The sequence below is a fragment of the Streptomyces sp. NPDC057137 genome (genome assembly GCF_042670825.1).
Lineage (GTDB): Bacteria > Actinomycetota > Actinomycetes > Streptomycetales > Streptomycetaceae > Streptomyces.
Genome location: NZ_JBHUUW010000019.1, coordinates 102,393 through 115,570, shown reverse-complemented (window position 1 = coordinate 115,570; position 13,178 = coordinate 102,393). Strand labels below are relative to the sequence as shown.

Annotated in this window: 11 protein-coding genes; 6 read left to right on the top strand and 5 right to left on the bottom strand. The window is 72.0% G+C overall.

What is annotated here, in order from left to right:
- The first annotated feature begins 72 nt into the window (after positions 1-72).
- Complete coding sequence (locus tag ACFT9I_RS18130) at positions 73-1,917, top strand: DUF6350 family protein (RefSeq protein WP_382565291.1); 1,845 nt, start codon at positions 73-75, stop codon at positions 1,915-1,917.
- 88 nt (positions 1,918-2,005) lie between these two features.
- On the opposite strand, the gene ACFT9I_RS18125 is transcribed toward ACFT9I_RS18130, so the two are convergent.
- A complete protein-coding gene (locus ACFT9I_RS18125; protein ID WP_382565289.1) occupies positions 2,006-3,091 on the bottom strand; it encodes a hypothetical protein in 1,086 nt (361 codons plus the stop codon).
- Positions 3,092-3,452: 361 nt separating this feature from the next.
- On the opposite strand from ACFT9I_RS18125, the gene purN reads away from it, so the two are divergent.
- Together purN and purH are read left to right on the top strand one after the other, a co-directional pair.
- Complete coding sequence (purN, locus tag ACFT9I_RS18120; RefSeq protein WP_382565337.1) at positions 3,453-4,058, top strand: phosphoribosylglycinamide formyltransferase; 606 nt, start codon at positions 3,453-3,455, stop codon at positions 4,056-4,058.
- Positions 4,055-5,653 (top strand): bifunctional phosphoribosylaminoimidazolecarboxamide formyltransferase/IMP cyclohydrolase, encoded by a 1,599-nt coding sequence (purH, locus tag ACFT9I_RS18115; protein ID WP_382565287.1) that lies wholly within the window; start codon positions 4,055-4,057, stop codon positions 5,651-5,653. The genes purN and purH overlap by 4 nt, the downstream gene beginning before the upstream one ends.
- Positions 5,654-5,737: 84 nt before the next feature.
- On the opposite strand, the gene ACFT9I_RS18110 is transcribed toward purH, so the two are convergent.
- From ACFT9I_RS18110 to ACFT9I_RS18095, 4 genes are all read right to left on the bottom strand, one after another.
- Positions 5,738-6,280: a peptidase inhibitor family I36 protein gene (locus ACFT9I_RS18110; protein ID WP_382565285.1), complete on the bottom strand. Its 543-nt coding sequence runs from the start codon at positions 6,278-6,280 to the stop codon at positions 5,738-5,740.
- A 162-nt stretch (positions 6,281-6,442) separates the two neighbouring features.
- Positions 6,443-7,792 (bottom strand): protein kinase, encoded by a 1,350-nt coding sequence (locus ACFT9I_RS18105; RefSeq protein ID WP_382565284.1) that lies wholly within the window; start codon positions 7,790-7,792, stop codon positions 6,443-6,445.
- The gene (locus ACFT9I_RS18100; protein WP_382565334.1) at positions 7,789-8,592 is read right to left on the bottom strand and encodes an FHA domain-containing protein; all 804 of its coding nucleotides are present in this window, start codon (positions 8,590-8,592) and stop codon (positions 7,789-7,791) included. The genes ACFT9I_RS18105 and ACFT9I_RS18100 overlap by 4 nt, the downstream gene beginning before the upstream one ends.
- 308 nt (positions 8,593-8,900) lie before the next feature.
- Positions 8,901-9,512, bottom strand: coding sequence for a hypothetical protein (locus ACFT9I_RS18095; protein WP_382565282.1), 612 nt, complete (start codon positions 9,510-9,512; stop codon positions 8,901-8,903).
- 314 nt (positions 9,513-9,826) lie between these two features.
- On the opposite strand from ACFT9I_RS18095, the gene ACFT9I_RS18090 reads away from it, so the two are divergent.
- The 3 genes from ACFT9I_RS18090 to ACFT9I_RS18080 all read left to right on the top strand — a co-directional run bounded on the left by ACFT9I_RS18090 (position 9,827) and on the right by ACFT9I_RS18080 (position 12,751).
- Positions 9,827-10,693, top strand: a complete 867-nt coding sequence (locus ACFT9I_RS18090) for a bifunctional methylenetetrahydrofolate dehydrogenase/methenyltetrahydrofolate cyclohydrolase (RefSeq protein WP_354608956.1) — start codon at positions 9,827-9,829, stop codon at positions 10,691-10,693.
- An 11-nt stretch (positions 10,694-10,704) separates the two neighbouring features.
- Positions 10,705-11,268 (top strand): DUF3017 domain-containing protein, encoded by a 564-nt coding sequence (locus tag ACFT9I_RS18085; protein ID WP_382565281.1) that lies wholly within the window; start codon positions 10,705-10,707, stop codon positions 11,266-11,268.
- Positions 11,269-11,674: 406 nt separating this feature from the next.
- On the top strand, positions 11,675-12,751 hold the full coding sequence (locus ACFT9I_RS18080) for an XRE family transcriptional regulator (RefSeq protein WP_382565279.1): 1,077 nt from the start codon (positions 11,675-11,677) through the stop codon (positions 12,749-12,751).
- Positions 12,752-13,178 lie beyond the last annotated feature (427 nt).

Sequence of the window (13,178 nt, the reverse complement as noted above, 5' to 3'; positions counted from 1 at the left end):
CGTATATTGAGCGACACAGCGGCTATCCGCCTGTTACGCGGTTTAAGCGCGTGTCGTTGGGAGCATGGCGGCGTGACCCAAGTGAGCGAGCGCAGCACCACGTTGTCCTCGGCCTCGGCCGCCGAGCGGGGCCGGGCCGCCGCGCTGACCGCCGCGTTCCTCCGGGGAGGTCTCGCCGCGGGCCTCGGACTCGGCGGTCTCGCCGTGCTGGTCATCGCGGCCTGGATCAGCTCGCCGTATCCCGACAGCGGCGCCGGCGGCGCCCTGCACATCGCGGCGGCGCTCTGGCTGCTGGCCCACGGCGCGGAGCTGGTACGGCCCGACACGCTGTCCGGGGTGCCCGCGCCCATCGGAGTCGTACCCCTGCTGGTCGTGGCCCTGCCGGTGTGGCTGGTCTACCGCTCGTCCCGCGACGCGCTGGAGCCGGACGAGGGCCGGCCGCAACTCACCGCGCTCGGCGCCCTGTGCACGGTCGCGGGCGGATATCTGCTGGTCGGCGCCGCCGTCGTGTTCTACGCGCGGGGCGGGCCGATCTCCACGGACACACTCGACACCGCGCTCACGCTGCCCCTGGTGCCGGTGCTGTCCGCCGTCGCCGGGGTCTGGGTGGGGAGCGGCCGGCCGATGAGTCCGCTGCTGGACCGGCTGCCCGGACTGAGGGCCTCGGCCGCGAGTGCCGCAGGTGCCGGCGGGGACGCGGCGACCGCGGCGGCGGCAGGGAGGCGCCGCAGGGCCGTCGTCGTGCTGCGGGCGACGACCGCCGGGACGGCGGTACTGCTGGGCGGCGGGCTTCTTCTGGTCGCCTGCTCGCTGATGTGGCACGCGGACACCGCACAGGAATCGTTCCTGCAACTGGCGGCGGCCTGGTCCGGACGGGTCGCCGTACTGCTGCTGTCCCTCGCCCTCCTCCCGAACGCGGCGGTCTGGGGCGCCTCGTACGCCCTCGGCCCCGGCTTCGCACTCGGCACGTCGGCGACGGTCACCCCGCTCGCTGTCACGGGCAGCCCCGCGCTGCCGCCCTTCCCGCTGCTGGCCGCCGTGCCGGCCGAGGGGCCCGGCACGGCGGTGACCTGGGCGGCGGGCGCCGTGCCGCTGGTGGCCGGGCTGACGATCGCCTGGTTCACCGTACGAGTCGCGGCCCCGCCCTACGCCGAACGGGACGAGGCCTGGAGCGCGCGCGACACCGCCCTCGCGGCGGCGCTCGCCGGGGCCGGGTGCGCGGTGCTGACGGCGGCGCTGGCCGCGGTGGCGGGCGGGCCGATGGGGACGGGGCGGCTGGTGGAGTTCGGGCCGGTGTGGTGGCTCACCGGGGCGGCGGCGCTGGCCTGGACGGTGGGCATCGGCGTACCGGCGGCGCTGCTGGTACGGGCCTGGCGGCTGCGCGAACGGCGCGTGGCGGACGACGCGGACAACGCGGATGAAGCAGACGAGGTGGAGGAGGCAGGAGAGATGGGAGAGACGAACGAGGCGGTGGTCGAGGCGAGGGAGACGGTGGGCGAGTCACCGGACGCACCGGCGGAGGCAGCCGCCGCGAAGACCGCCTGGTGGCGACGGGTGCCGTGGCGGCGAGGCGGGGCGGCGGCCGAGAAGGAACCGGACGCCGCCGCGGACGACGGGCCCGAGAAGCCCGAGAGCGGCGACGCACCGCCCACGCTGGACGGCGCGGATCCGGCGGAGGTGTCGTACGACTTCCTGCCGATGGACGCCTGGCACGACCGGGACGCCCAGGAGGCGCGCTGGGCCGCGATCAAGCAGGCGTCCGGCGGCCTGATGACCGACTTCCCGCCGGCCGGGCCGCGGCAGCCTGAACCCGATTCGGAGTCGGAGCCCGCGGCCGAGCCTCAATCGGAGGCCAAGTCCGAGGCCAAGTCCAAGTCCGAGCCCGAGCCGGAGCCGGAAGCGAAAGCGGCCGACTGATCCACACCACTCGAACGAGCGGCGGCCCCGCCCTTCCCTGAACCGGGAGGGGCGGGGCCGCCGTCGGATGTGCCGGGCTGCCTCTCGGCTACTTCTGGACGCCGAAGATCGGGACCAGTGAGTCGGGCAGCTTGTCGTTGCAGGCCAGTTGACCCGTCTTCGTCAGCGCGTCGTTCACGCACGTGTAGTAGTCGCGGTAGACGAGCTGCACGGTGAACGTCGCCGCCACGACCAGCAGCGCGATGGACGCCGTCACGATCCCGCTCACCGCGGCCGTCGTCTGCGGCTTGTGCGCCGTCGTGCCCTGGGCCGGGGTGCCGGGCGGCGTGCTCGGTACCGGCGGTGCGCCCGTGATGGTCGGCGCGGGAGACGTCGTACCGGAGTCCGAGCCGGATCCGGAGCCGGCCCCCTCGCGGCCGGAAGTCGTCCCCACGTCCGAACGACTCGCACCTGTGCCGCCGTCAACCGGTGTACGTGGCAGCGGAGCCTTGGCCCGCAGCGAACTGATGCCCCAGTACAGCGCGAGTGCCCCGAGGAGCAGCGCGATCTCCGGGAAGTCGAAGAGGGCGAAGAAGAACGCCCACATGCCGGAGAGGATCGAGTACCGGGCGCGGCGCTGGAACGGGTCGGTCGGGTCCCAGCGCAGACCCCTGCCGGGGCGGCCGTCCGGACCGTCCTGGCGGCCACCGGGACCGCCGGGGCCGCCGGGGCCGTTCTGCTGGCCGCCCGGTCCGTTCTGGCCGCCGGGCCTGCCGCCGAAACCGCCCGACGAGCGGCCCGGCTGACGGCTGCTCCACTGGCTGCCCCAGGACGAACGGTCACCGCCCGACGACTGGTCGTCCGGCGTCCCGCCGTTCTGGGGGTGGCGCGGCTGCCACGGCTGGTCGGGCCTGTCCTCCGGCGGCGGCGCGAACGGATTGTCGTCGGAGGATCCCGAGGACCCGGACCCCGAGGAACCCGAGGACCCGGAGGAGCCGGAAGACCCCGAAGATCCGTCGGAGCCGGAACCTCCGGAACCTCCCGAACCTCCGGAACTCCCCGAAGAACCCGAGGACCCCGAAGAGTCCTCCGGCCCGGAGGACCCGGCGGACGAGGACTGGCGTTCCCGCAGCAGAAGCACCGGCCCGGTGGGCTGCGGGACAGGGAGTGCCGTGCGGTGTCGTCGGTCCGGCATCTGGTGAACGTCTTCCCCTCAGACCCTTGGCGCAAGGGGTCTTGTGTCGTATGGCCCGTCTGGAGACAGGTCCGTGTCCCCAGACGCTACCTCCCGGCCGCGCCCCCGTCCCCCGGGGGCCGTTCGGTGTGCCGGTATCGTTGCTGACGGTCGGCTCCTTCGTAGAGTTCCCCGATACGGGAGACACGATTCGTTCGTACGACCACACAAAGCCGCACGACCCGCACGACCCGCGAGGCTGTGCTCGCGTCCAGAAAGGCGTTCCGCCGTGGCCTCCCCGCCGTCCCCGCCCGCTCCCGACGACCCGGTCACCCCGCCGGAACCCGGCTCCACGGTCGAATTCGGCTCCCCGGCCCGGCTCGTGGTCCTCGTCTCCGGCTCCGGTACGAACCTCCAGGCCCTGCTCGACGCCGTCGAGGCCGACCCGCAGGGATACGGCGCCCGCGTCGTCGCCGTCGGCGCCGACCGGGACTCCATCGCCGGTCTGGAGCGTGCCGAACGCGCCGGGCTGCCGACCTTCGTCCGCCGCGTCAAGGACCACGCGACGCGTGACGAGTGGGATGCCGCGCTCACCGAGGCCACCGCCGCGTACGAGCCCGATCTCGTCGTCTCGGCCGGCTTCATGAAGATCGTCGGGAAGCGGTTCCTGGCCCGCTTCGGCGGTCGGTTCATCAACACCCACCCCGCCCTGCTGCCCAGTTTTCCCGGTGCCCACGGGGTGCGTGACGCGCTCGCGTACGGGGCGAAGGTCACCGGTTGCACCGTCCACTTCGTCGACGACGGCGTCGACACCGGCCCGGTCATCGCGCAAGGCGTGGTCGAGGTGCGGGACGAGGATCACGCGGACGGTGGTACCGCTCTCCATGAGCGCATCAAGGACGTCGAGCGACGGCTGCTCGTCGATGTCGTGGGGCGGCTCGCCCGGCACGGCTACCGCATTGAGGGACGAAAGGTAACAATCCAGTGAGCGTCGAAGAGACCGCCGGAGCGACCGCCGCACAGGCCGTCGAAGGTACGAAGCGGCCCATCCGCCGCGCGCTGGTCAGCGTCTACGACAAGACAGGCCTGGAAGACCTCGCCCGTGGACTGCACGCGGCCGGCGTCACGCTCGTCTCGACCGGCTCCACCGCCGGGAGGATCGCCGCCGCCGGTGTGCCCGTCACCAAGGTCGAGGAGCTGACCGGCTTCCCGGAGACCCTCGACGGCCGCGTGAAGACGCTGCACCCGCGCGTCCACGCCGGCATCCTCGCCGACCAGCGGCTCGCCTCGCACCGCGAGCAGCTCGCCGAACTGGACATCGAGCCCTTCGAGCTGGTCGTCTCCAACCTCTATCCCTTCCGCGAGACCGTCGAGTCCGGGGCCACCCCCGACGAGTGCGTCGAGCAGATCGACATCGGCGGCCCGTCCATGGTCCGCGCCGCCGCGAAGAACCACCCGTCGGTCGCCATCGTCACCAGCCCCGCGCGGTACGGGGACGTCCTCGCGGCCGTACAGGACGGCGGGTTCGACCTGGCGGCGCGCAAGCGGCTCGCCGCCGAGGCGTTCCAGCACACCGCCGCGTACGACGTGGCCGTGGCCTCCTGGTTCGCCGCCGACTACGCCGCCGCTGACGATTCAGCTCTCCCGGACTTCCTCGGCGCGACGTACGAGCGCAAGAACGTCCTGCGCTACGGCGAGAACCCGCACCAGGCCGCCGCGCTCTACACCAGCGGTACCGGCGGTCTCGCCGAGGCGGAGCAGCTGCACGGCAAGGAGATGAGCTACAACAACTTCACGGACACCGACGCCGCGCGCCGTGCCGCGTACGACCACACGGAGCCGTGCGTCGCGATCATCAAGCACGCCAACCCGTGCGGCATCGCGATCGCCGACGACATCGCCGAGGCGCACCGCAAGGCCCACGCCTGCGACCCGCTGTCCGCGTTCGGCGGCGTCATCGCCGTCAACCGGCCTGTCTCCGTCGCGATGGCCGAGCAGGTCGCCGAGATCTTCACCGAGGTCATCGTCGCGCCCGGCTACGAGGACGGCGCCGTCGAGGTGCTGTCCCGCAAGAAGAACATCCGCGTGCTGCGCTGCGAGGGCGGCCCCTCCGCGCCCGTCGAGGTGAAGCCCATCGACGGCGGCGCGCTGCTCCAGGTCGCCGACCGCCTCCAGGCCGACGGCGACGACCCGTCGACCTGGACGCTCGCGACCGGCGACGCCCTGTCGGAGGCCGAGCTGCGCGAGCTGGCCTTCGCGTGGAAGGCATCCCGCGCGGTCAAGTCCAACGCGATCCTGCTCGCCAAGGACGGCGCGAGCGTCGGCGTCGGCATGGGCCAGGTCAACCGCGTGGACTCGGCGAAGCTCGCCGTGGAGCGCGCGGGCGAGGAGCGGGCCCGTGGGTCGTACGCGGCCTCGGACGCGTTCTTCCCGTTCCCCGACGGACTGGAGATCCTGCTGGACGCGGGCGTCAAGGCCGTGGTGCAGCCGGGTGGTTCGGTGCGTGACGAGCTGACGATCGAGGCCGCGAAGAAGGCGGGCGCGACGATGTACTTCACCGGGACGCGGCACTTCTTCCACTGACCCGAGCTGTTGTGCGGCGATGGCCGCCCCCGTACGTCACGGGGGCGGCCGTCGCCGTTCACGTCGGACGGATGGATGCGTCGGTCAGCCGTGCACGGCGCTCGCCCTGTTGTCGAAGGCGCCGAGGGACGAGGCGTAGCCCGGGGCCGACAGGGTCACCCGGGTCCCCGAGCCGTTGGCGTTCCGGGCCAGGGACGCGTTGTCCCCCCTGTTCTGGTTGTTGCGCCAGGACGAGGTCTTGTTGTCGAAGCCGTAGTTGCCGAGGTTGTCCCAGTACTCGTCGCTGAAGATGAGGCGCCGGCCCCCGCCGTTCTCGTACTGATACAGGCAGACCCAGCCGGACGCGCACGCCGGGGCGCGGGCCGCCAGCGGGTCGGCGGCGCGGTTGTAGCCGGACGCCTGGTCGGCGGCTTCCGTCGTGTCGTAGCAGCGGACGTCGTTCTCTGCGAACACCGCGCAGGCCTGGGCGCCCTGCCACCCGCCGGACAGGTCGATGCCGCGGCCGTCGAACGTGGCCCGCGTCCCCTGGTCGGCCGTCGGGTCGGCCTGTGCGGTCCCGGCCAGGCTGCCGAAGGCGAGCGCCGCGCCGATCGTGACTCCCGCCACGGCCGTACGGATCTTGCGCATGGTTACTCCTCCCGCACCACGCATCCGGTGGTGCTTCCCCGTTGTGCTCCTTGTGCCGCCCCTTGGAGGCACGACTTCATCGTTCCGCCGGGGCGGTGGGGGAGGTACCTCAGATGTCTCAGGGTGCGGTTCGGGGCGGGGGCGGGGGCAGGGGAGGATGGCTCAGCAGCGCGGCACCCACTTGTGCGACAACGGGGCGTAGAAACCGGCCAGATTGCCCCGGACACCGACGAGTGTGCAGCCGATCCGCTGGTCGCCGTCGGCCGGGCGGGGTTTCCAGCCGGGCTGCCAGAAGTACGCCAGGTCGCGATCGCCCGCGCGCTCCGAGCCGTTGTTGAAGACCGACTTGACGGGGCCGGTCCGGGTCCAGGAGCACGACTCCCCGCCCGTAAGCCAGTTGGCGTCGTCGCCGGTCCAACGGCACATCTCACCGCCCCCGTTGTAGTCGCTGAAGAAGCAGACCGCGCCGGCCGGGCAGCGTTCGTAGCCGTACGCCGGCTCGTCCCGCAGGGCCAGGAGGGCGCCGGCGCCGACCACGGCCGCCGCCGTCGTCAGCGCGAAGGCCGCGCGGCGGCGTGGGCGCAGTCGGGGCAGGCGTGGTGCGCGGGACGCACGGGACGTGCCCGTCGCCTGTTCCGCCCGGCGGAGCAGGGAGGCCGCGTCGTGCCTGGCGCGTTCCTGGTGCGTACGCGACAGGCAGTCCGTGACGATCTGCCGCCAGGGCCCGGTCAGTTCGGGCGAGAGCCGCAGTTCGTACTCGCCGCGCGCGTAGCGCAGCAGGGTCTCCTTGCGTGCCGTCCGGGTGGCGCCCGGCAGCGGCATGGTGCCGGTCAGGACGAGATGGGCGAGGACGCCGAAGGCCCAGATGTCGGTGCTGGGGCGGGTCTGCCGGCCGCGGTCGCTGATCTCCGCCCACAGCAGTTCGGGCGGCGTGTAGTCGGAGGTGAAGAACGCGGGGGAGTAGGCGTGCGTGCCCTCCAGCTCCGCCGCGAGGTTGAAGTCGCCGAGGCGGGCGGTGCCGTCGGCCATCAGCAGTACGTTGGCGGGTTTGATGTCGCCGTGGATCCAGCCCGCGTGGTGGAGCTGGTACAGCCCCTCGCAGATCTGGGTGAGGAGGGCGGGTCCGGCCGCCGGTCGGGGGGCGCGGGCGAGCAGGGCGTCGAGGGAGCCCTCGGCGCGCTCCAGAACCAGCACGGTGGCGCCGTCGAGTTCGGGTGATCCGGGGGCCGAGACCGTCAGGGCCTCGTACATCCGGATCAGCCGGGGGCTTTTCAGCCTGTGGTGCATCTCCAGCTCGCGCTGGGCGAGTTCCTGGAGGTGGCGTAAGTGGCGCGGTGTGCAGGTGCCGGTCGGGAGGAACTTGAGCGCCGCGCGCGCCGGAAGGGCGCCGTCCGTCGCGCGTCTGGCCGCGTACACAGTGCCGAAGGCGCCGGAGCCGATCGGTTCGCGCACCTCCCAGGCACCGACCCGGAAGCCGTACGGGACGGAGACGGCCAGCGACTCCCGCCTCATGGCGCCGCCGCCCCCGGCATCTGCCCCGGCCCCAGCTCCCGCTCCGACTTCCGCTCCGGGACGGCCGGCTCCGTGTCCAGCACGGCCAGCTCCGCCTCCCGTACGAGATCGAACCGGAGCGCGAGCGAGACCAGCGACTCCTTCTTGCCGTTCAGCCGCGGCCCGCAGTCCGCCGACTCCGGCGGCTGCTTCATCCGGAACTTGACCGCGAGGTAGTCGATGTTCCACTGGACGGCCGTCCGGCTCGCCGTCGGCCAGACCCGGCGCAGCCGGTCCACGACCTGGTCGACGGTGGGCGGCGGGGCGTGCGGCGCGCCGCGCAGCCGGGCCTCGCAGAGCGCGGCGAGGACCAGGAAATAGCGCTTGGTGCGGTCGAGCGGGAACGGGTGCGCCGTCGGTTCGCCGCCGTCGCAGTGGGCGGCGGGCTCGTCGGCGTAATCGTGCCGTGGCGCCCAGATGTCGAAGCTCAGCAGGTCGTCGGCGGCGGGCAGGACGACCCGGGAGAACTCGAACGGGATGGGTGCCTCGATCCGCCCCGGCGCGATCTTGATGTGCTCCCCGGCGCCTTCCGGGTTCTCCACGACATACGTGGACGTACGGCTGAGATTGCTCAGCGTCCAGTGGGAGCCCGCGGCGGTGATCTCGCCCGCCCGCCGGGACACACCGTGGTGCGGAATGGTCAGGAAGCCGGTGGGGTCGTCCGACGGGGTGCGGCCGAACCGCAGTGTCTCGCCCGGAGCGAGTCTGACCTGCTCGTCGGGGCGCGAGCTGTCTATCGGCACGACGATGACGCTGTACATGGAGCTGCTGCCGCTGCCGCCGTACGCGCTGTCGTGTGCCCTGGCCACGGTGATCCTTTCCTGACTTCCTGACTTCCTGACTTCCTGACTTCCCGACTTCCCGACGGAATCGTTGTCAGGATAGGAAGCCCCGGGAGCGCGGTCGGTTCCTTGGCGAGGATCAGCCACCGTACGTGCGACAAACGCCGGAAGGCCGTAAACCCCGCCGATACGGCGGGTGTTACGGCCTTCTGGCATGCGCCCCGGCGTGTGTGCCGCCAGGTTGTGCGCGAGCGCGGTGCGCGTCAGTACGTGAGTACGTGAGTACGTCAGTAACGGGGGCGCTTGAACCACGCCGCGCCGTCCGCCTTCGACACGAAGACGATCAGCAGGATGCTGAGAACGATGTGGACGATGCCCGCGATGCCACCGAACGGGTAGAGGCCCAGGACTATGGTCAGGGCGCCGTAGACGATCAGCGCGGTACGCAGGCCGCTGCCACCGGTCTTGAACTTGATCGCCAGGACGATCGACGCGACGGTCCACACGAACGCGATGAAGGTCATGAACCAGAGCAGGCCGCTGGACTGGTCCACCAGGCTCTGGAACTGCGAGTCGTCGGCCAACTCGTCGCTGTCCTTGGCCGCGTTGAGCGCCAGCGCGGAGAGCATGAGGATCACGCCGCCGATCAGGCTGAGGCCGGAGAGGATCCAGAGGAACACGCGGGACGCCGACACACCGCCCGGCATCTGCTGCGGGACGCCACCCGTGGGGCCGCCGGGGTAGCCGCCGTAGCCGGGCTGGACCGGGGGAGCCTGCGGGTAGCCGTAGTTGGCGGGCGGCTGCTGAGGCTGGCCCTGCTGCGGGTAGCCGTAGCCCGGCTGGCCCTGGGGCTGCTGGCCCTGCTGTCCGTACGGGTTGTTCGGGTCGCCAAAGCTCATGGCGGGTTTCCTCCGTTGGTAATGCGGGGACATCGCGGAACCGAAGGAGGAACGTCATAAAACCGAGCGGTTTGCCCCCCAACACTGCCCGCGCACTGCGCGGCTCATCGTGCTGTTCGCGGTGACTTTTTGTCCAGTCGGTATCCGTATGTGTTGTGCAAGCGCAACCTGGGCCGGGCCGTTGATCTTGGCCGCTCGCCCGCGCGCCGGACGGCGGGCCGACCGCGTACCCGACCCCGGGCACGACCTCGTACGTTTCCCCGTAACCGACCTTGGATTGGAACAGCGGTGGGGTCATCCGCGAAGATGGACGCATGACCGCCCAAATTCTCGATGGCAAGGCCACCGCAGCCGCGATCAAGTCCGACCTGACCGCCCGCGTGGCGGCCCTCAAGGCGCAGGGCATCACCCCGGGACTCGGGACCCTGCTCGTCGGGGACGACCCGGGCAGCCGTTGGTACGTCAACGGCAAGCACCGCGACTGTGCCGAGGTCGGCATCTCCTCGATCCAGCGTGAGCTGCCCGACACCGCCTCCCAGGAGGAGATCGAGGCAGTCGTACGCGAACTCAACGCGAACCCCGACTGCACCGGCTACATCGTCCAACTCCCGCTCCCCAAGGGCATCGACACCAACCGTGTCCTGGAGCTGATGGACCCGGAGAAGGACGCCGACGGACTGCACCCGATGAGCCTCGGCCGGCTGGTCCTGAACGAGACGGGGCCGCTGCCGTGCACCCCGTACGGCATCATCCAGCTGCTGCGCGCGCACGGTGTCGAGATCAAGGGCGCGCACGTCGTGGTCGTCGGGCGCGGGATCACCGTGGGCCGCTCGATCCCGCTGCTGCTCACGCGTAAGTCCGAGAACGCGACGGTGACCCAGTGCCACACCGGCACCCGTGATCTCTCCACGCATCTGCGGCAGGCCGACATCATCGTGTCGGCGGCCGGGGTGCGCCACATCATCAAGGCGGAGGACGTGAAGCCGGGCGCGGCGGTGCTGGACGTCGGCGTCAGCCGCGACGAGAACGGCAAGATCGCCGGCGACGTCCACCCGGACGTCGCGGGAGTGGCAGGCTGGATCTCACCGAACCCCGGTGGGGTGGGCCCGATGACCCGCGCGCAGCTGCTCGTGAACGTCGTCGAGGCGGCGGAGCGCGCCGGAAGCGGTAGCGGAACGTGAAAGGGGCACCCATGGGTGCTGGTACGAGTCCGGGCGCCGACGCGGCCGCGGCGGCGGAGCCCGGCGGCGGTGGCGACTCTGCGGCCGGCGACGTGAGCGAGCCGGTACGTGAGCCGGTGTCGGAGCCGGTAGGTGAGCCGGTACGTGAGGGGGAGGGGGACGGCGACGCGGTCCCCAGCACCTCGCGGCGCTTTCCGACCGTCACCCAGGACACCGCGCGTCCCGAGGGCGGCGGCCGTGCCGCGGCCGGCGACGCTCCGGCCCCCGCCCGTCAGTGGCCGCTGCTGACCGTGCTGGGCGCGACCGGGCTCGGGCTGCTGATCGTCGGGCTCGATTCGTTCAAGGAGTCGTTCCGCTGGGGCACGATCCTGATCGGTGTGGCATTGATCACCGGCGCGATCCTGCGGCGGATCCTGCCGTCGGTCGGCATGCTGGCCGTACGGTCGCGCTTCACCGACATGGTCACGTACGGCCTGCTCGGCGTGGCGATCGTGCTGCTGTCGCTGATGACGCAGCCGGACCCGTGGCTGGAGATCCCGTTCCTGGAGGACGTGGTCCACTCCACGGTCCCCTAGGTCCGTCCCGCCCGCGATCGACGGACGACGTACGAAACGGGCGACGTACGAAACAGACGAAGTACAAGACGGCGCCCATCCCCTCCCCCGAGTCAGGACGGGCGCCGTCGGCATGGGGCCAGCGTCATGGACGTGCCAAACGGGATCAAGGGGCGGCGGATGCCTGTGGCATGGAAGTGACCATTCCGCCATGGTGTGATCGCCGGGCAACGGATGCGAGACTGGGGGACGGAATCGGAGGCGGCGCGCGAGGGGGCGCGGGGACTGTCCCGAATGCTCCGGTGCACTCCCATTTCTGGAACTGACGCCCTGGCTCCACGCATCCCTTGGGGTAGTCGTCGGCCGGCGTGGGGGCGCGGCACGGCGGAGCACATTCAGGCGCGTGCGGGGGGACAAGGGGGAAGTAATGCCTCGTTGGAAGGCACTACCGGAGGAGCTCGACCCACAGGTCAGGGAGTTCGCCACGCAGCTGCGCAGGCTCGTGGACAAGAGCGGCCTGAGTATCGCCGCCGTCTCGGACCGCACCGGCTACAGCAAGACGTCGTGGGAGCGGTATCTCAACGGCCGGCTGCTCGCGCCCAAGGGCGCGATCGTGGCGCTCGCCGAGGTGACCGGTACGAATCCGCTGCATCTGACGACGATGTGGGAGCTGTCGGAGCGGGCGTGGAGCCGTTCCGAGATGCGCCACGACATGACGATGGAAGCGATACGGATATCCCAGGCGCGGGACGCGCTCGGCGAGTTCGGAGGCGACCCGGTCGGCGGGCCCGGTGGCCCCGGCGGCCCCGGCGGACGTACGGCGACGCCTCCCCGTCCCGGTCCGGGTGCGGGTACGGGACCGCGGTCCGGCGGCTCCGGTGCCGTCGGGGGCTGGCCCGTCGTCGGGCCGGCAGGCGCCCCCCAGGGCCCGCCGTCCGGCTTCCCGCCGTCGGCCCCTCCGGAGCCTCCCGGCTCGCCCGGCCAGGGCGGCGGACGCGGCCGGCGCCGGACGACGATATTCGTGGCGGCCCTCGTCGGCGCGCTGCTGGTGATAGCCGGAGCCGTACTGCTGACGGACCTGGGCGGTGGCGGCGACAAGGAGAAGGTCGCCAAGCCCCCGTCGGCGAAGCCGACCACCAGCGCACCCGAACTGCCCGCCGGAGTGAAGTGCGCGGGTGACGACTGCACGGGCGAGGACCCTGAACTCATGGGCTGCGGCGGCGAGTTCGCCGAGACGGCCACGACCGCGACGGTCGGCACGGCGGTCGTGGAAGTCCGCTACAGCAAGACGTGCGGGGTGGCCTGGGCCCGTATCACCCAGGCGGCACCGGGAGACACGGTCGAAATCGCGGCCGACCAGGGCGAGGGCGCACCCCAGACGGGCACGGTCAACGCCGACAAGGACGCGTACACCCCGATGGTCGCGGTGGCCACGGCCGCAGAGGCGAAGGCGTGCGCGACGCTGACGACGGGCGTGGAGGGCTGTACGACGGCGGGTCAGTGAGACCTGGCGGGGGCGTTCGGCGCCGGGCTGCGGGATTGCCGCGTCGGGGGTGGCCCCGGTTTCACCGGGCGCCGTGTCGGTCACGTCCGCACCGGGCCATCCGGGGCGGCGCCGCCTTGTTGTTCGTCCGGGCTGTTCGTCCGGCTGAGCGCGGTGTGCGCGGCGCTTCCGTCGGCGGCTCGGGAGTGGCTGCCGATCTCCGCGAGCGGGTCGCGGTTCCACCGAGGGCCGTGTCGGCCCGTTCGGGCCGGCCAAGCCAGGGCGGTGCCTCTTCGTCGGCTGCCCGGCAGTCCGGCTGTCCGGCTGTCCGTGGTGTGCGGGGTGCTTCGGTCGGCGGTTGCACCGGGGTGGCCCGGTCCACCGAGTGCCGTGTCGGTCACGTCCGCACCGGGCGAGCCAGGACAGCGCCCCTTCGTCGTCCGCCCGG